General features: G+C 68.7%; 15 protein-coding genes and 1 pseudogene. 6 read left to right on the top strand and 10 right to left on the bottom strand.

Annotated elements, in window-relative coordinates; genetic code table 11:
• Positions 1–14: 14 nt before the first annotated feature.
• The 8 genes from CHB65_RS08700 to purB all read right to left on the bottom strand — a co-directional run bounded on the left by CHB65_RS08700 (position 15) and on the right by purB (position 8,539).
• Positions 15–1,385, bottom strand: a complete 1,371-nt coding sequence (locus tag CHB65_RS08700; RefSeq protein WP_089384667.1) for a glutamate-5-semialdehyde dehydrogenase — start codon at positions 1,383–1,385, stop codon at positions 15–17.
• Positions 1,378–2,313: a glutamate 5-kinase gene (gene proB / locus CHB65_RS08695; protein WP_089384666.1), complete on the bottom strand. Its 936-nt coding sequence runs from the start codon at positions 2,311–2,313 to the stop codon at positions 1,378–1,380. Before proB ends, CHB65_RS08700 begins: the two co-directional genes overlap by 8 nt.
• Complete coding sequence (proC, locus tag CHB65_RS08690) at positions 2,306–3,082, bottom strand: pyrroline-5-carboxylate reductase (RefSeq protein ID WP_089384689.1); 777 nt, start codon at positions 3,080–3,082, stop codon at positions 2,306–2,308. The genes proB and proC overlap by 8 nt, the downstream gene beginning before the upstream one ends.
• 67 nt (positions 3,083–3,149) lie before the next feature.
• On the bottom strand, positions 3,150–4,910 hold the full coding sequence (locus tag CHB65_RS08685) for a flippase (RefSeq protein WP_245809935.1): 1,761 nt from the start codon (positions 4,908–4,910) through the stop codon (positions 3,150–3,152).
• 84 nt (positions 4,911–4,994) lie between these two features.
• Positions 4,995–5,399 carry an FxLYD domain-containing protein gene (locus CHB65_RS08680; RefSeq protein ID WP_089384665.1) on the bottom strand — a complete coding sequence of 135 codons (405 nt, stop codon included), beginning with the start codon at positions 5,397–5,399 and terminating at the stop codon, positions 4,995–4,997.
• An 82-nt stretch (positions 5,400–5,481) separates the two neighbouring features.
• Positions 5,482–6,324: a class I SAM-dependent methyltransferase gene (locus CHB65_RS08675; RefSeq protein ID WP_089384664.1), complete on the bottom strand. Its 843-nt coding sequence runs from the start codon at positions 6,322–6,324 to the stop codon at positions 5,482–5,484.
• Positions 6,325–6,422: 98 nt separating this feature from the next.
• A complete protein-coding gene (locus CHB65_RS08670) occupies positions 6,423–6,854 on the bottom strand; it encodes a universal stress protein (RefSeq protein ID WP_089384663.1) in 432 nt (143 codons plus the stop codon).
• A 170-nt stretch (positions 6,855–7,024) separates the two neighbouring features.
• Positions 7,025–8,539 carry an adenylosuccinate lyase gene (gene purB, locus CHB65_RS08665; protein WP_089384662.1) on the bottom strand — a complete coding sequence of 505 codons (1,515 nt, stop codon included), beginning with the start codon at positions 8,537–8,539 and terminating at the stop codon, positions 7,025–7,027.
• 176 nt (positions 8,540–8,715) lie between these two features.
• Here purB and purN point away from each other — a divergent pair, with 176 nt between their 5' ends.
• From purN to CHB65_RS08655, 3 genes are all read left to right on the top strand, one after another.
• A complete protein-coding gene (gene purN / locus CHB65_RS08660; protein ID WP_089384661.1) occupies positions 8,716–10,359 on the top strand; it encodes a phosphoribosylglycinamide formyltransferase in 1,644 nt (547 codons plus the stop codon).
• 268 nt (positions 10,360–10,627) lie between these two features.
• Entirely contained in the window at positions 10,628–10,801 is a 174-nt protein-coding gene (locus CHB65_RS17410; RefSeq protein WP_179213623.1) for a hypothetical protein, read from the top strand.
• 72 nt (positions 10,802–10,873) lie between these two features.
• Positions 10,874–12,085, top strand: coding sequence for an inorganic phosphate transporter (locus CHB65_RS08655; protein ID WP_089384660.1), 1,212 nt, complete (start codon positions 10,874–10,876; stop codon positions 12,083–12,085).
• Positions 12,086–12,090: 5 nt separating this feature from the next.
• Here the strand turns inward: CHB65_RS08655 and CHB65_RS08650 are convergent, their stop codons facing one another.
• Positions 12,091–12,726 carry an undecaprenyl diphosphate synthase family protein gene (locus tag CHB65_RS08650; RefSeq protein WP_089384659.1) on the bottom strand — a complete coding sequence of 212 codons (636 nt, stop codon included), beginning with the start codon at positions 12,724–12,726 and terminating at the stop codon, positions 12,091–12,093.
• Positions 12,727–12,862: 136 nt separating this feature from the next.
• Here CHB65_RS08650 and CHB65_RS08645 point away from each other — a divergent pair, with 136 nt between their 5' ends.
• From CHB65_RS08645 to CHB65_RS08635, 3 genes and pseudogenes are all read left to right on the top strand, one after another.
• Positions 12,863–14,209, top strand: a complete 1,347-nt coding sequence (locus CHB65_RS08645) for a DUF92 domain-containing protein (RefSeq protein ID WP_179213622.1) — start codon at positions 12,863–12,865, stop codon at positions 14,207–14,209.
• Positions 14,210–14,410: 201 nt separating this feature from the next.
• Positions 14,411–14,770, top strand: a pseudogene (hisI, locus tag CHB65_RS17755) (phosphoribosyl-AMP cyclohydrolase); the annotation flags it as partial.
• A 3-nt stretch (positions 14,771–14,773) separates the two neighbouring features.
• A complete protein-coding gene (locus CHB65_RS08635; RefSeq protein ID WP_089384657.1) occupies positions 14,774–15,925 on the top strand; it encodes a DUF7118 family protein in 1,152 nt (383 codons plus the stop codon).
• Between the two features lie 87 nt (positions 15,926–16,012).
• On the opposite strand, the gene glmM is transcribed toward CHB65_RS08635, so the two are convergent.
• Complete coding sequence (gene glmM, locus CHB65_RS08630; protein ID WP_089384656.1) at positions 16,013–17,377, bottom strand: phosphoglucosamine mutase; 1,365 nt, start codon at positions 17,375–17,377, stop codon at positions 16,013–16,015.
• Between the last annotated feature and the right edge of the window lie 101 nt (positions 17,378–17,478).

Genomic DNA, 17,478 nt, shown 5'->3' with positions numbered 1-17,478 from the left:
AAGAGACCGCCCGCTCAGTCGATCGACCGCCGACCCGGCGACCACGACGCGTCCAACGCCCGATGGGTGTACGGCTTCGCGTCCTCGCCCGCGTAGGTCGCGACGAGGTGGCCGTCGCCCTCCAGATAGTATTTATAGGTCGTGAGCCCGGCGAGCCCGACGGGCCCGCGGGCGTGGATCTTGCCGGTCGAGATGCCGACCTCCGCGCCGAGTCCGTAGCGGTAGCCGTCCGCAAAGCGCGTCGAGGCGTTGTGGAAGACGCTCGCGGAGTCGACGCCCGTCATGAACGTCTCCGCTGTCTCGCGATCCTCAGTGAGGATCGAGTCCGTGTGTTTCGAGCTGTTCGTGTTGATGTGGTCGATCGCGGCGAATACGTCGTCAACCACGGCGATGGAGAGTTCGAGGTCGCCGTACTCCGTCGTCCAGTCGTCCTCGGTCGCGGGGTCGATATCGACGACCTCGCGAACCCGCTCGTCGCCACGGAGTTCGACGCCCGCGTCCTCATATTGCTCGACCATCGGCGGGAGGAACGAGTCGGCGACCGCCTCGTGGACGAGCAGCGTCTCGACCGCGTTACACACCGCAGGGTACTGCACCTTCGCGTCGTAGGCGACGTCGACGGCCTCGTCGAGATCGGCGTCCTCGTCGACGTAGACGTGACAGACCCCCTCGGTGTGGCCCAACACCGGGATCTGGGTGTTGTCCTGAATGTACGAGACGAACTCCGAGGAGCCCCGCGGCATCACGAGGTCGACCTCGTCGTCGCGTTCCAACAGCCGGTCGACCGCCTCGTGTGCCTCGATCAGCTGTGCCCAGCCGTCCGGGGTTGAAAAGTCGGCGGTCGCCTCGCGGATGAGGTCGTAAAGCAGGCGGTTCGATTCCTGCGCTTCGCTGCCGCCCTTTAATACGACCGCGTTGCCCGATTTGAGCGCGAGCGCCGCGATCTGGACGAGCGCGTCCGGCCGCGACTCGAACACGGTCGCGACGACGCCGATGGGGACGGCGACGCGGTAGAGTTCCAACCCCTCGTCCAGCTCGCGCGCCTCCTGAGTCGCGCCGAGCGGATCGTCGAGTTCGGCGACGGACTCGACCATCTCCGCGATCGACTCGACTTTCGTGGCGTCGAGTTTCAATCGATCGACGAGCGCCTCGCTGTACTCGCCGCGTTCGAGCATCGCCTCCGCCTCGGCGACGTCCTTCGCGTTGGCCTCAAGGATGTCAGCCTCGTGCTCGCGAAGCGTCTCCGCGATGGCATACAGCGCCTCGTTGCGCGTCGTCTCGTCGACGTTGGCGAGCCGGAGCGCAGCGTCCGCCGCGGTCGAGACCTGTTCGTCCGTGTCGCGTGCGATCGCGACGCCGTCGGTGGGTGCATCGGATTCAGTCATCGGTCTCCTCGCTCGTTGGGACGAAAAGCGTCCCCGTCGGCTTGGCCGTTGCGATCCGTTCGAGCACATTTGACGTCCCGGAGCCCGCAATGACCGCCGGAATGCCGTGGACGCTGACGTCGTGTGCCCCTTCGACCTTGGTGCGGATCCCGCCGAAGGCGTCCGTCGCGCTCTCGTCGATGAGCCGCTGGACCGCATCGTAGTTGTCCCCGACCGCCTCGATGAGCGTCGCGTCCGGGTCGTATTTCGGGTTCCCCGTGTAGACGCCGTCGACGTCCGTCAACGTCACCAGCAGGTCGACGCCGATCCCCGTCGCGATCGACGCCGACAGCATGTCGTTGTCGCCGATCTGGAGCTCATCGACGGCGACCGCGTCGTTCTCGTTGATGATCGGCACGACGTCCCACGCGAGCAGCGTCTCGATCGTGTTCTGGAAGTTCCGAAACCGCTCGGGCGTATCGAGGTCCTGTCCGGTGAGCAGGATCTGTGCGACCGTCTGATCGAACCGCTCGAAGCTCTGGGTGTAATGACGCATCAGGTGGCTCTGTCCGACCGTCGAGAGCGCCTGGCTCTGTGCGATCGGCTCGGCGTCGGTGTCGCGCCGGTGCGAGTCGGAGTCCGCCGCACCGTCGGCCCCGATAACCTCCTCACGCGTGCCGGCTTTCACCCCGTTCATCCGGTCGAGCCGGCCGATCCCGGCACCGACCGCACCCGAAGAGACGAGCACGACCTCCTTCCCACGCTCGCGGAGGTCCATCACGTCGGCGACGAGTTTGTCCAGTTTCACCCGGTCGAGCCGGGAGTCCTCGTCGGTCAGCGAGTTCGTCCCCGCCTTGACGAGCACGCGTTCGGCGGCGGCCGCACGCTCGCGGACCGACTTGGCGATCTCGGGGTCGACGCCCCCGATGAGGGCGTCCACGTCACTCATCCGTGAACGCCTCCGCCAGCTCCCGTGACCGGCGCTCGGCCGCGACGACCGCCTCGACCACGCCGTCGTCGGCGTCGCTCTCGCGAAGCGCCTTCATCCCCTCGATCGTCGTCCCCTTCGGCGAGCAGACCGCGTCGATCAGCTCGTCGACGGTTCGGTCGTCACGGAGCACCGTCTCGGCTGCCCCCTTGAACGTCTGGGCGGCGAGCCGCTCGGCCTGCTCGGGCTCCAGGCCGCCGTCGATCCCGGCGGTCTTCATCGCGTCGATGAGGTAGAACGCGAACGCCGGCCCGCTTCCGTTGACCGCCGTGGCGATGTCCATCAGCGACTCGTCGACCTCGGCGTACTCGCCAACTGCCCCGAGGAGGTCGCGGACCTCGTCGGTGAGGCCCTCCTCGGTCACCGCCGCGGCCATGTTGCCAGTCTCGGCCGCGAGGTTGGGCATCACCCTGACGACGCTGGCGTCGGTTCGCGCGGCGACGAACCCCCGTGAGACCCCTGCCGCGAACGTGACGAGCGTCTGATCGGCCCGGAGGTCGAGGTCGGCGAGGACGGACTCCACGATCGACGGTTTGACCGCGATCACGACGATGTCCGCCTCGCGAGCCGCGGAGGCGTCGTCCGTCGTCTCCTCAGCGAACGACTCCACGGCGACGAGGGCGGCCGGATCGAGGTCGATCGCCGTCACGTGATATCCATCGACCGATCGAAGCCCCCGTATGAGGGCACCGCCCATGTTCCCGCAGCCGATAACGCTCACCCGAGTCATCGTGCCCTGACTGAGCGCGTTGAGCAACATACCACCTGCGGTTTCGATTCGTCAACCGAACCACCCATCACTCTTCGTCGGCCGCCCGACGGATCCGGTCGGCGATGCCGTCGGGGGCGACCGCCTCGGCGATCCGGACGTCCTCGGGCGTGACGGCCCCGACCGCGCGGCCGGCGGCGACGTACACCCCGAGCACGACGACCGGGAGGACGACCGCGATGAGGAGCTGGTCGGGAACGATCGCCACGACGAGCCAGCCCGCGGCAAGCGCCGGCAGCCACGCGAGAACGACGCGGCCGAGCGCCCACGAGAAGGGATGGATCCGTCGGTAGTAGTACACCTCCATCAGCGCCGCCGCACCCGAAAGCGTGAGCGCGGCCATCGTCCCGAGGCCGGCCCCGAGGATGCCGTACTGCGGCACCAAAAGCGCCGTGAAAAAGACGTTTCCGGCGAGCAGGATCGCCGAGTTGAGGAACACGAGGCGGGAGTAGCCGAGCCCCTGTAACAGCGCCCCATCGGGCCCGCCACCGAGGATACTCGCGATGTAGCCGACGACGAGGGCGAGCACGACCCCGCTTGCGACCGTGTACTGCGGGGTGAAGACGATGGAGAGGTAGACCTCCGCGCCGAGCACGAGGATGGCCGCCACCGGGAGCGAGAGCCCGAGGACCCACCGGGTCGCCGTCCGATAGCGCTGGGCGACGGCATCGCCGTTCTTGCGCTCCTCGGCGATGAGCGGCTTGAAGATCGGCGCGAGCGACGAGAAGAAGATGAGCAGGTTGCCCGCAAGCATGTAGCCGACTCGATAGATCCCGACGTCGTCCGATTCGAGGAAGAAGCCGACGATCAGGTTGTCGACCTGCCCCATGACGACGAAGATGACGCCCGCGAGCGCGAGCGGCAGCCCGTACCAGAGGATCTCGCGGAACGGCGTCAACGAGAGCTGTCCGCCGCGAAGCGCCTCCTGTCGCAGGAGGATGACCCCGCCGAGCGAGATGGCGATCACCAACCCGACGAGGTAGCCCCCGATGACGCCGAGCAGCCCGAGCCCCGTGGCGACGAGGAGCCCGGCCGTGGCGAACAGCCGAACGGTCGGTCGGGTCACATCGCGGACGTAGACGCGGTATTTGAGCCGCTTGAGCCCGCTGTATGACGCCATGAGCCCGTTGAACATGGCGAGCAGCGGTAACGCGAGCGCGAGGTACCGGAGCGCCGTCGCCAGCCCGGGCTCGCCGAAGAAGAGCGCGAGGCGGTCGGCCGAGAGGTAGAGGGCAAGTGCCGTGGTGCCGGAGGTGACGAGCAGCAGCCCGAACACCTGCAGGGTGACCGCCCGTGCCTTCCCCGGCTCGTCGGCATCGAGGTACTGTGGCACGAAGTAGTCGATCGCGCGGTGTAAGCCGGCGCTGGCGAAGATCTGCATGAGGTGTAACACCGCCGTCGCGAGCACGAAGAGGCCGTAGACGCCGGGACTCACGAGTCGGGTGATGAGCGCGACGATGAGGAAGCCGAACGCCTTGCTGATGAGCGAGCCGCCGAAGGTGATCCCGCTCTGGGAGGCCATCGTCTCCTCGGCGCTCGGGTCGAGCGACTCGGTCCGTCCCTCCGCGCCGAGGTCCCCCGTCGTCGGGACGTCGTCGGGAAGGGCGGACTCGGGTTCCGTCATCGATGGATGATCGAGTTCCGGATTCCCGCCGCCATCGGCCGCGGCGGGGTCGTCCCGGGCCGGGGTGCCGTCGCTCGGCCCGTCCGCACGTACCGTGTCGCGCTCATCCGGCCCGTCCCCGTCGTTTCCGCCCGTACGGTCCTCGCCCGCGGGCGGGTCGCTCACGGTGTCACCCCGGACGCCGGGGGACGAATGCGCGGACACGCGGGGGAGTACAGCGTGAAAGACATCTCAGGCGTGAAAGGCATCTCAGCGGTAGTCCGCGACCTCGACGTCGTGGTCGACGATCGCCGCGGCGGCTTCGCCGATTCCCGGAAATTCGACCGTGAATTCCCAGCGATCGTTCTCCTCGACGGCGTCGACCTGTTCGACCGTCGTATCCCGCACGTCGCCCGCCTCGTCGTAGAACTCCGCACGAACCTCGAGGTAGGTGAGTTCCTCCTCGCGGGTACGCTCGATAACGCCCTCGACCCTGACGGTCTCCTCGTCCGTGCTCTCGTCCTCGCGGACGAGTTCGCTCTCGACGACCCGGGCGGGCGGATCCTCCTCCTCCTCGTCGGTCCCGTCGTCGGCGTCGTCGATCGGGTCGGTACAGCCGGCGAGCGCACTCGCGACGACGACGGCCGTGCCGACGAGCAGTCCACGACGACGCATAATCGCTCGAACCTCGGTCGGCGGGGCTAATAAGCGGATTGCTCGTCGAGATGCGGTCGAACGCCGTCGGGAGGCGACGGAATTATCGCTCGCTCGAGGCCCCGGGATCGACGGACCCGGCCGTGATCCGCGCGAACCCCACGAGCGTCCGCTCGGTGTGTACGTCCGAACAGCGTTCGTGAACGCGGCGGTGTGCGGCGAGCGTCCGCGCATCGAGGAGCGCGACGGGCGGTTTGGGGCGACCGCGGCCCGGCGGGGTGCTCAGTCGAACCGCCCCGGCGAAGACGGGGTTCAACCACCGGCCAACGGGATGGGTGCTTCGGGCGAAGCCGGCGACACAGATCCGTCCGGGAGGCGCCGATCCCGACTGGTGTCCGGGGGGCGTCGATCCCGACTGATGTCCGGGGGACGTCGATCCCGATCGGTTGAGCGGTTCGAGGAGCCGGCACCAGCCGTCGATGGCGCGCGCGGGGTCATCGAGCATCCCGGAAAGGAACGTCGAGAGGACCCCATCGACCGCCCCGGCGGGGGTGACCGCACGCGGGAGGTCGGCGGGGGCGACCGGCGGGGCCGTGGCGTCCGCGCGGGCGACGTGGACGTTCTCCCACCCCGCGCGTTCGATCCGATCGCGGGCGCGGCGGAGCACGCCCGCCGAGAAGTCGAGGCCGACGACGGTCCCCTCGGGACCGACCCGATCGCGAAGCACGGGGAAGTTCGCGCCCGTCCCACAGCCCATCTCGACGACGACGTCGCCGCGAGCGGGATCGAGCGCGTCGACGATCCGTTCGCGCAGGTCCATCACGAACGGCGCGTCGCTCGCGAGGCGATCGTAGAGCGCCGCGTAGCGGGTATAAAAATCGGCGGCCGTGGTGGACCGGTGGAGGCCCCGTTCCGCCTCGTCGACCGCGCGATCGGACCCATTCATATATCGGCGTTCGACGGCGACACCCTAAATACCGGTGCCGACAGCTGCCCGGGGCTGGCGGTGTGGCCGCGTCGGAAAAAAACCGGTGCGCGTCCAGGCTAGCGAGCGCGGGTCCCGCTCCCGGTGACGACCACCGGAAGATCGGTCGAGCGGATGACCGACTGGGTGACGCTTCCGAATATCGCCTTGCCGGCGGGCGACCGTTTCCGTCCACCCATGACGATCTCGTCGACATCGTGTTTCTGGGCCGTCGCGATGATGTCGTCGGCGGCCTCACCGCTCCCGTCGGTGACCGTCACGTCGACCCCGGCCTGCTCGAGGTGCTCGGTTGCCCGCCGAACGGATCCAACCCGAGTTGCCGATTTAAACTGGCTGAGCTCCTGCGGGACGGTGTCCTCCTCCCCGCCGGTAAAGACGAATAGAAGGATCGCCTCGATCTCCTCGGCCGCCCCCGGCTGAGCGGTGACGTACTTCGCTTGTGCCAGCGCCCGATCCTCATCCCCGTCGAGCGGCAGTAGGACGTGGTACATGATCGAGCGCTCAGGCGGGGCTATATTAAAACCGCGCCTACACGCCGGCATCGTAAGGGGCCCCCTCGCTACCGACGGAAGCACAGCACGGTCCACGGAAGCGATCCCGTTCACCCGCGATGGAAGATCCCCGGATATATACAAATCGGCGCCAACGACGTGCGAGCCCCCTACTCGTCCAACTCGTCCACCAGATCGGCGGCGACGCCGACGTACCCCTCCGGCGTGAGCGCGACCAGCTCCTCGCGGACCGATTCGTCGACGTCGAGCTCCGCAAAGAGCGCGCGGAAGTCATCGAGGTCGACGTCGCGACCGCGGCTCAACGCCTTCACCCGCTCGTAGGCCTCCACGTCGCCCTCGCGTCTGAGGATCGTCTGGACCGCCTCGCCGATCACCTCGGGGGTCGCCTGCAGCTCCTCGCGCATGACCGCCTCGTTCGGAACGACCTTCGAGAGGCCGTCCGCGACCTTCAGGTAGCCGATGAGACAGTGCGCGAACGCCGCGCCGATGTTCCGTTTGACCGTCGAATCGGAGAGGTCGCGCTGGAGCCGCGAGGAGGTGACGTAGTCGGCGAGGAAGACGAGGTCCGCGTTCGCCTTCGAGAGGTTCCCCTCGCTGTTCTCGAAGTCGATCGGGTTCACCTTGTGCGGCATCGTCGAGGAGCCCGTCTCCCCCTCGACGGCCCGCTGGCCGAGGTAGCGATCGGAGACGTAGAGCCACGCGTCGACGTCGAGATCGAGGAGCACGTCGTTGACGCCGCGCAGCGCGTCGAACAGCGTCGCGAGGTCGTCACACGGGTTCACCTGCGTCGCGAGCGGCGTGTGTTCGAAGCCGAGGTCCGCGACGAAGGCGGCGGAAAACGCCCGCCAGTCCACGTCGGGATACGCGGCCGTGTGGGCGGCGTACGTGCCGGATGCCCCCGCGAGCTTCCCGGCGATCCCGTCGACGGCGGCGTCGACCCGGCCGAGCGCCCGCCCGAGCCGCGCGGCGTAGACCGCCATCTCCTTGCCGAACGTCGTCGGCGTCGCCGGCTGGCCGTGGGTTCGCGCGAGCATGGGGGTCGCTCGGTGGTCGTGAGCGAGCTCGACAAGGGCGTCGCGCACCTCGCGGATCGCTGGAACGAGCACGGTCGTCACCGCCGGCTTCACGAGCAGCCGATGCGCGAGGTTGTTCACGTCCTCGCTCGTCAACCCGAAATGGATCCACGGGAAGTAGACGGCCGCGTCGTCGATGACGTCCGCCTCCGCCAACCCCTCCAAGCGAACCCGGAGGAAGTACTCGACCGCCTTCACGTCGTGGTTGGTCGCGGCGTAACCGGCCGCACCCTCGACCTCCAGCCGCTTGATCAGCCGGGCATCGGCCGCCGAAAAGTCGGTATAGAGCGCCCGGAGTGCCGCGGCCAGCTCGTCGTCGACGGTGATGGGCGTCGCGTCGAGGGCCGCGAGGGCGATCAGGTACTCGACCTCCACGCGCGTCCGGGCGCGCATCAACGCCCCCTCGCTCACGTACGGCGACAGCGGCGCGGTGCGAGAGGCGTAGCGGCCGTCGAGCGGCGAAACCGCCGCGAGCGGATCGGCGCGATCAAGGCCGTCGATGGGGCCGGTGTGGTCGAACCCGTCGGTGCCGACGGAACCGGTCGCCGCAGTGGAGCCGTCGTCTCCGCGGTCCCGTGCGTCGTCAGTCATGGCGGTGAGTGCCGCCGCGGTCCTCAAAAGCACATCGATGCGGGCACACAGATGTGGATATTCGGCCGGAAAAGGGCGTGTTTGAGGGGCCGTTGTATCCGCATCCATGGATCGTGAACGGGTCGTGAATGGACCGGACCGCAATGGATATACTTCGCCGCCCGGAGCCTTCCGATATGAAGATCGCCGGCCTAGCCAGCAACCGGGGGCGAAACCTGTTACACATCGACGACCTCGCGCCGGGCGGCGCGGAACTCTCGGTCATCGTCACGAACCGTGAGGGCGCGCCGGTGCTCGAAGCCGGCGCGGAGCGGCGGATCCCGACGGAGGTCGTCGTCCGCGAGGAGGGCGAGTCGCGGGCCGCCCACGAGCGCCGGATCCTCGACCGGCTCGCCGGATACGATTTCGACATCGTCTGTCTCGACGGCTACATGCGGGTGCTCACGGAGACGTTCCTCGATGCCGCACCGACGACGCTCAACGTCCATCCCTCGCTGTTGCCGTCGTTTCCGGGGGCGGACGCGCACGAGCAGGTCCTCGACGCCGGCGTCCGGACCACGGGCTGTACGGTCCACGTCGTCACCGAGGCGGTCGATTCGGGCCCGATCGTTACCCAGGAACCAGTCCCCGTCTACGGGGACGACGACGCCGAGTCGCTCAAACGACGGGTGCTTCAGACGGCGGAGTTCACGGCGTATCCCCGGGCCGTCCGCTGGTTCGCCGAGGACCGGGTGACCGTCGACATGGCCGCCGAAACCATCACGGTCGACGGCGACACGGGCGGGGCGTTCCCCGAGCGGCGTTTCCAGTCGCAGGACCTCGAGGCGTCGCTGCGGTACGGCGAGAACCCCCATCAGGCGGCCGCGCTCTATGCCAACGAGAGCTGTGAGGAGGCGAACGTCGTCGCCGCGGAGCAGCGAAACCCCGGGGCGAAAGGGATGGGGTACAACAACTACAACGACGCGGCCGCCGCCCTCGACCTCATCAAGGAGTTCGACGAGCCGGCCGCGGCGGTGATCAAGCACGCGAACCCGGCCGGGTGTGCGACCGCAGGCGAACTCGCGGACGCCTACGACGCCGCCCTGCGGACGGACGCGAAGTCGGCGTTCGGCGGGATCGTCGCGCTCAACCGGCCCTGTGATGCCGACACCGCCGAGGCGATCGTCGACTCGTTTAAAGAGGTCGTGATCGCGCCGGGCTACACCGAGAGCGCGCTCGATGTGCTCCGTGGACGGTCGACCCCCCGCGTGCTCGACGTCGGGCCGCTCGCGGGCAACGGGGCCGGCGCCGTGGAGGATGACGACATCGAAACGGACGGTGACGACGGGAACCCCCGGCTCCGCGAGCGGTACATGGAAAAGCCGATCGTCGGGGGACGGCTCATCCAGGAGCGTGACCGGTCCGTGCTGACCGCCGACGACCTCGAGGTGGTCTCCGAGCGCACGCCGACCGACGAGGAGGTCGAGACGGCGCTTTTCGCCTGGCGGACGCTCAAGCACGTGAAATCGAACGGGATCTGCCTGGCGGCCGGCACGGAGACGGTCGGCATCGGCATGGGACAGGTCTCGCGGGTCGACGCCGTCACGCTCGCGACGATGAAAGCGGAGCGGGACGCGGAGGGCAAATCCGCCGCGGGGGCCGTGATGGCCTCCGACGCGTTCTTCCCGTTCCCGGACGCGATCGAGGAGGCTGCCGAGGCGGGGGTCGCGGCGGTGATCCAGCCCGGCGGTTCGGTCAACGACGAGGACGTGATCGCCGCCGCCGACGAACACGACATGGCGATGGTGTTCACCGGCACCCGCTGTTTCCGACACGACTGAACCGGCCGACATGGGGGCTCGAAAGCGCCGCCGCCATCCGTCCCCGCCACCCGGCCGATCGTATGCGCACGGGCTCACGAGTATCTCCATAACTTATGAGCAAGTGTCCGATCCACCGAGGCGGTAATACGCCTCGCACCGGCACGCCGGGAATTCATTTCATGATCAATAAACAACGACCGAAGATCGCATGACCGCGGCGAGGTCATCGAAAATCCGAGCACAGAAAGTTTATATACGTGCTTGGCCCTGCCCCGAGTGAAGACCAATGTTCGACCGTATCCGTACGGCGGCCCTGTTCGGGCTCCATCAGGCGGCCGTCGCCGTCGGGATCTCGTTGTTCCCGGTGGCGGTGTTCGTTCGGCAGCACCTCGGAATCAACCTCCCGATCGGCCGGCTCGTGGAGACGACCGGCGAGGCCTACGAGAACGCAGAGGAGTGACGCAACCGGGGTCGGCTCGGCCGACGGCGATATCACACAGTTTAATCCGTGCGGTGGTCGTCTTACGGGTAGATAGTCGAACTCCTCTTAGTGGCCGGCGTGCTCGTCGCGATGTTCGTCGGCTACAACATCGGCGGGGCGACCACCGGGGTGGCGTTCGGCCCGGCCGTCGGCGCGAAGGTCGTCTCCAAACTCGGGGCGGCCGCATTGATGTCGATCTTCTTCTTTATCGGCGGCTGGCTCATCGGCCCGGCCGTCGTCGAGACGTTGGGCGAAGGGATCATCCAGGAGGAGGGGATCCTGACGCTTGAAACCGGGATCGCCATCCTCTTTTTCATCGGGTTGGCGCTGTTCATCGGGAACGTCTTCGGCGTGCCCGCCTCGACGTCGATGACGGCTGTCGGGGCGATCGCGGGGCTCGGCTTGGCGACGGGGACGCTCAACTGGGCGACGATGGGCGAGGTCGTCTCGTGGTGGATCGTCGCCCCGGTGGTCGCCTTCTGGTTCAGCGGCGTCATCGGCCGGTACTTCTATACACGGATCAACGCGTGGGTCGCCATCAGCAGGCGGAAAACCGACCTCTGGGTCGTGGACCGAAGCTCGCGGATCCCCCGGATCCATGCCGCCGAGGGCACCGGCCGGCGCGAGATCACGGGCTCGCTGATCGTCGTCGCGATCGGCTGTTACATGGCGTTCAGTTCGGGCGCGAGCAACGTGGCAAACGCCGTCGCGCCACTGGTCGGCAGCCGCGCCCTCGAGTTCGAAGACGGCGTCCTCGCCACCTTCTCGAACATGGAGTGGGGCGTCATCATCGCCGGCGTCGCCGTCACCATCGGCGCGTTCACCATCGCCCGGCGAACCCTCGAAACGATGGGCAACGAGATCACGAACCTCCCGCTGACGGCGGCGGTCGTGGTGATGACCATCTCCGCGACGATCACCACGCTGCTCTCGGCGATCGGCATCCCCGTCCAGCTCGTGATCATCTCCACGATGAGCATCATCGGGCTCGGCTGGGGTCGGGCGACCCGGACCACGACGGTCTCCGACGCGGTCCGCGGCGAGAAGGAGACGGCCGTCTCCGTGGGGGCGCTGACCGCCGAGAAGGAGGGCGAGACCGCGCCGGCGATCGGCGAGGAGGAGGCCGAGGATATCCCGCGGGCATCGGACCTGTTCGACCCCTCGACGGCCGGCCGGGTGATCCTCATTCAGAACTTCGTGCCCGTCCTGGCGACCATCGGCGCGTATCTGACGTTCCGGTTCGTCCCCATTTGGGCGTGGTGAGCCGCTCACCGGCCGAACCGCCGCTGGCGGTCCTGGAAGTCGAGAACCGCCCGGAGGTAGTCGCGCCGGCGGAAGTCCCGCCAGTTGACGTCGGTGAAGTAGAGCTCCGCGTAGACCGACTGCCAGATGGCGAAATCCGAGAGCCGTTCCGCGCCGGTTTTGATCACGAGGTCGGGCTCCTCGGGGAAGACGAGCCGGTCGGCGACGTGATCTTCGTCGATATCCTCGGGCTCCAGCCGCCCGGCGGCGACGTCGCTCGCGAGGTCACGGACCGCCGCGGCGAACTCGGCTTTCCCGCCGAGACCGACGTTCACCCGGATCGGGGCGTCGGTCCGTGCCGAGTCGGCGGAATCGTCATCGGAGCCGGCGTCCGCGGGCGTCCGGATCACCATCCGCCGGGGTGCATCGAGCGACCGAAACTCCCCGACGAGCGTGTCGATCACCGACTCATCGAGCACGGAGACGGAGACCGTCAGCCGCTCGGCACCGTAACGGAAGGTCCACGAGAGGACGTCCGAGAGGGTGTCATAGGCGCCGTCCGTGAGGAGGTCGCGCTCGGTGATGACGAGCGCGACGTGTGCCGGCGGTTCCCCGTCGTGAAGCCGATGGCGGAGGACGAGGGAGGCGTCGTACGGGCCCACACCCGGGACGACGGCGCTCGTGTATAAAAACGCGACGCGGCCGACCGGGCATCGACGACAGCCGCGGACGACGCGGTGTGGTCCGCTTCGGGGCGGTGTCGGGACCGTTAAGTGGTCCTCGGGGGTATCTGGTGGTGTGACTCGGAGGCTTCGACGGGCAGGCGTGTTCGCGGCCATCGCCGCGCTTTCCGTGTTCGCCCCGGCGCTCGGCCCCGCCGCGGCCGCGCCGTTCCTGCTCGTCGCCGGCGGCCTCTTTTTTGGCGTCCGTGAGGGCCCCATCTTCGAGACGCTCGCGCTCCCCGGCGACCGCAAGGATCGCCGACTCTACGGCGTCGTCGCCTTCGCCATGGCGACCGCCGGGCTCGCCATCTTCGCCTCCATCCCCGGCGAGCCGCTCCCGTACGTCGCGTTCGCGGCGGCCGCGCTCGCCGTCGGGTTCGGTCGGCTCGGACGGGCCCTGTTCGCCCGCCACAGCGACGGCGAGTTCGTACACGTGGTCGGCTACCTCCTCGTCGGGGGGTTCGCCGCGCTGATCGGACAGCTCGTCGTGGCCGCACAGACCGCGCCCGGGACGCTCCTCGCGGGGGTCCCCGTCGCCGTCTTCATCGCGGCGACCGCGTCGCTCTCGGCGGCGCTCATCCGCTCGCTCGTCTACGACCGCGACGCCCACATCACCGTCATCATCGCCGCGCTGATCGCGTGGGCGTTCACCGCGCTGGTCCCGACGGTGACCGTGCCGGAGATCGCGATCGCGCTGGCGGTGACGGTCGGGCTCGGGTACGCCGCCTACGCGCTCGGCACCGCGAGCGTCCCCGGGATGTTGACGGGGGTGTTGCTCGCGCTGTTGACCGTCGTGCTCGGCGGCGTCGGCTGGTTCCTCACGCTCATCAGCTTCTATGCGATCGGCGGGCTCGCCTCGAAGTACCGGTTCGACGAGAAGGCCGACCGCGGCGTCGCACAGGAGAATCAGGGCGCCCGTGGCACCGGGAACGTGCTCGCGAACTCGGCGGTGGCGCTCGCCGCGCTTATCGGCTACGCCGCGACCGACCACCTCGGGATCCCCGCGGTGCTTTTCGGGTTCGCGTTCGCCGGCGCGATCGCGACCGCGCTCGCCGACACGCTCTCCTCGGAGATCGGCGGGCTCTTCGACCGCCCGCGGCTGATCACGACGCTTCGCCCGGTCGAACCCGGCACGGACGGGGCGATCACGTGGCAGGGGGAACTCGCTGGGATCGCCGGAACGGCCGTGGTCGCCGTCCTCGCCGCGACGACGATGCCGCTCGGCGACCCGGCCCTCGCCGGCGGTGTCGTGGGCGCCGCGGGATTCGTCGGGATGACCGTCGACAGCCTGCTGGGCGCGCTGATCGAGGGGGAACGCGTCGGAAATCAAGGCGTGAACTTCCTCGCCACGCTCGCCGGGGGCCTCGTCGCCGTCGCGTTCGCGATCGGCGTCGGTGTCGGCATCGGTGCCGGGAGCCTTTGAGCAGACAAAAGGCCTATTCGGTCATCGTCCGTCCGTAGATCCATGACCGATGCCGACCCGGCCACGGAAGCCAACGTTTCCGTCGAGGACGATCCGGTCGACACCGCGGACAGCCAGGTCGACACCGCGGACGACACGGTCGACACCACGGACGATACGGTCGACACCACGGACGACACGGTCGACACCGCGGACAGCCAGGTCGACGTCGACTTCGGCGAGGACGGTCTCGTGCCGGCCATCGCACAGGACGTGGAGACGGGCGAGGTGCTCATGCTCGCGTACGTCTCGCCGGAGGCGCTGGATCGGACCCGCGAGACCGGGTACGCACACTACTACTCGCGCTCGCGCGGAGAACTCTGGCGGAAGGGCGGCTCTTCGGGACATACACAGGCGGTAGCGGAGATCCGCATCGACTGTGACGCCGACACGCTGTTGTACCTCGTCGATCAGGCCGTCGGAGCCTGTCACACCGGCCACCGCTCGTGTTTCTACCGGACCATCGACGGCGGGACCGTCGACGGAGCCGAACGCGTCTTCGACCCCGACGAGGTGTATTGATCGATGGGCCGTGAGGATGAAACCGACGGGGACGTCGTGCGGACGGCCGGCGAGGCCGCCGCGGAGCTTCGCGAGCGCTACGACGACCTGAAACGGATCGAAGCGGAGATCGACACGCTCGGCGAGTCACGCGTCGAGACGGCCGCGGACGCCTTTCGGACGGCACACCGCGTGCTCGATCAGTACGAGGAGGACGCGGTCGGAACCGGCGATTTCGGCTCGTACGTCCGGTTTGAGGGGGCGTTCTCGAGCGCGACGAGCGTCGGCGACGACGCGCTCGCCGCGGACGCGTTCGCCGCCGCCGACGAGACCGTGAACAAGCGGCGGCTCTCCGAGCGCGACTTCGCGGCCGCGCGGGAGGCGCTCGAACCCGCCCGTGAGTACGTCGATCTGCTCGAGGAGCGCGACGCGGCCGACGAGGCCCGACGGGCGGCCCGCAAGGAGGCGATGGACGCACGGGACGCGCTCGCGGACCGGCTGGAACGGCTCCGAACCGTCGCGGAAATGGCCGACGCCGACCTCACGGTCGACGTGGACCGGATTCGAGAGCCGATCGAATCGTATAACGAGGGGGTGCGGTCGGCGTTCCGTGAGTTCAAGCGGGAGGCGTCCGCCCGGCGCGTCTTCGCGCTCCTCGATCGCGCGGACGCGACGCCGTTCGTCGAGGTCGACGTCCCGCCCGCCGACCTGCAGGAGTACGTCGAGGAGCACGAGGCGGGCGAGGAGTCGCTCACGGACCTCCTCGAATATGCGGACTACTCCAACTCGAAGCTCCAACACTACGTCGACGATCCCGGCGCGCTCCGGACGGCGGTCGCGGTGCATCGAACCTATCTCGAACGGCTCGACGGCGAACCGTTCACGCTCGGCTGGCCGCCCGCCCCCGGCGACGAGTTGGCCTACGAGATCGGCGAACTCGTGCCGCTCGTCGCCCGATTCGCCGATGATAAACTGGTCGCGACCCTCCGATCGGTCCGCGACCTCGCCCGCGAGGAGGAGTACGCGACCCTCCGCCGCGCCGCCGAGGTGCGGGCGGCCGTCGACGACGACGAGCTCGCGCTGCTCGAAAGCGGGGCGATAGACGAGCGGGTCGCGGAGGCGGAGCGGACGCTCGCGATCGTCGAGGACGTGTTGGCGGAGACGGAGACGAGCTAGTCGGCGTTCAACACCCGCCGATCAGCGGCCCGCCTCCCGCCGATCAGCGGCCCGCCTCCCGCCGATCAGCGGCCCGCCTCCCGCCGATCAGCGACCCGCCTCGACGGCCTCGCGCATCCCCTCCGCGAGCCGCTCCGCGCGGTCGGCGTCGGCTGACTCCGCGTAGATGCGGATCTTCGGCTCCGTCCCGGAAGGTCGGACCAACACCCACGCGTCGCCGTAATCGAGCCGATAGCCGTCGGTCGTGTTGGGCTCGGCGTCGGCCGTCTCGGCGTACGCACGGGCCGCCGCGAGCATGTTCTCCCGCTCTTCGGGGTCGCCGTACTCGACGTTGACCCGGACGAAGTGGTAGTCGGTGTACGGGGCGACGACCTCGCTTGCCGGCGCGCCGTCGGCGTTCGCGAGCAGTTCGAGAAACTTCGCGCCGATGTACGGCCCATCGCGTGAGAGCCGGTACGGCGGGAAGAAGACGCCGCCGTTGCCCTCGCCGGCGATCGGGACGCGGATGCCCTCCGCGGCAAGCTCACGCGTCCGGGTGATGATCTCGGTCGCGCCGATCGGCGTCAGTTCGAGGGCGGCGTCGTTTTTCTCACAAACGTCGACGAGCCGCTGGGAGACGTTGACCGCGCTGACGACGGCATCCCCCGACCGCAACTCGGCATCTGCGAGCGCCGCGAAGGAGGTGTCGCCGTCGATGACGCGCCCGGTTTCGTCGACGAAGACCGCCCGGTCGGCGTCGCCGTCGTGGGCGATCCCGACGTCGGCGTCGGTCGTCGCGACGAGCCGGGAGAGGTCGGTTAGGTTCTCCGGAACCGGTTCCGGTTCGCGTCCGGGGAAGTAGCCGTCGGGGGTCGCGTTGATCGTGTGCACCTCACAGCCGAGTTCGCGGAAGAACCGCGGGGAGGGAAGCGAGGCCGCCCCGTGGGCGGGGTCGACCGCGACGGTGAGGTCCGCGTCGGCGATCGCCTCGCGATCGACGCTAGCGAGGAGCTGTGTGAGGTAGTCGTCGACGACCCCCTCGACGGTCGTCTCGGTTCCCGCCGTTTGCCAATTCGCGAGGTCGTACTCGTCATCGAGCACGCGCCGTTCGATCCGTTCGAGCACGTCGACTGAGAGCTCCACGCCGTCGGCGCCCACGAGCTTCACGCCGTTGAACTCCGGCGGGTTGTGCGAGGCGGTGATGAGGACACACGGAACCCCGTTGGACTCACAGTAGTGGCCGACCGTTGGGGTCGGAACGACGCCGAGGCGGTCGACGTCGCTGCCGACCGCCGCGAGCCCGCTCGCGGCCGCGTTGACGAACAGCTCACCCGTCGTTCGGGTGTCGCGCGCGACGGCGACGCGGTCGGCCGCCCAGACCGTGCCCGCCGCCTTCGCGATGTCGAGGACCAGCTCCGGCGTGAGATAGCGCAGCGCGACCCCCCGGATGCCGCTGGATCCGAACAGTTCCATACGCGGCTGTGTGCCGGCCGACGGGAAAGCGGTTCCGGACGCGGGGTTTGTGACGGCCACGGATGGGCCCGTCCGCCGGACCGGTGACCCCCGAATCGACT

The organism is Halorubrum vacuolatum (assembly GCF_900188065.1).
Taxonomy (GTDB): domain Archaea; phylum Halobacteriota; class Halobacteria; order Halobacteriales; family Haloferacaceae; genus Halorubrum; species Halorubrum vacuolatum.
Note: the sequence above shows the minus strand (reverse complement) of the source record. Positions and strands in the feature narration are given on the sequence as shown.

Bases quoted from the DNA above. Each gene is read 5' to 3' on its own strand.
- glmM (WP_089384656.1), bottom strand. From the start codon at position 17,377: ATGGAACTGTTCGGATCCAGCGGCATCCGGGGGGTCGCGCTGCGCTAT.
- purB (WP_089384662.1), bottom strand. From the start codon at position 8,539: ATGACTGACGACGCACGGGACCGCGGAGACGACGGCTCCACTGCGGCG.
- CHB65_RS08675 (WP_089384664.1), bottom strand. From the start codon at position 6,324: ATGAATGGGTCCGATCGCGCGGTCGACGAGGCGGAACGGGGCCTCCAC.
- purN (WP_089384661.1), top strand. From the start codon at position 8,716: ATGAAGATCGCCGGCCTAGCCAGCAACCGGGGGCGAAACCTGTTACAC.
- CHB65_RS08700 (WP_089384667.1), bottom strand. From the start codon at position 1,385: ATGACTGAATCCGATGCACCCACCGACGGCGTCGCGATCGCACGCGAC.
- proC (WP_089384689.1), bottom strand. From the start codon at position 3,082: ATGACTCGGGTGAGCGTTATCGGCTGCGGGAACATGGGCGGTGCCCTC.
- CHB65_RS17410 (WP_179213623.1), top strand. From the start codon at position 10,628: ATGTTCGACCGTATCCGTACGGCGGCCCTGTTCGGGCTCCATCAGGCG.
- CHB65_RS08670 (WP_089384663.1), bottom strand. From the start codon at position 6,854: ATGTACCACGTCCTACTGCCGCTCGACGGGGATGAGGATCGGGCGCTG.
- proB (WP_089384666.1), bottom strand. From the start codon at position 2,313: ATGAGTGACGTGGACGCCCTCATCGGGGGCGTCGACCCCGAGATCGCC.
- CHB65_RS08680 (WP_089384665.1), bottom strand. From the start codon at position 5,399: ATGCGTCGTCGTGGACTGCTCGTCGGCACGGCCGTCGTCGTCGCGAGT.
- CHB65_RS08635 (WP_089384657.1), top strand. From the start codon at position 14,774: ATGGGCCGTGAGGATGAAACCGACGGGGACGTCGTGCGGACGGCCGGC.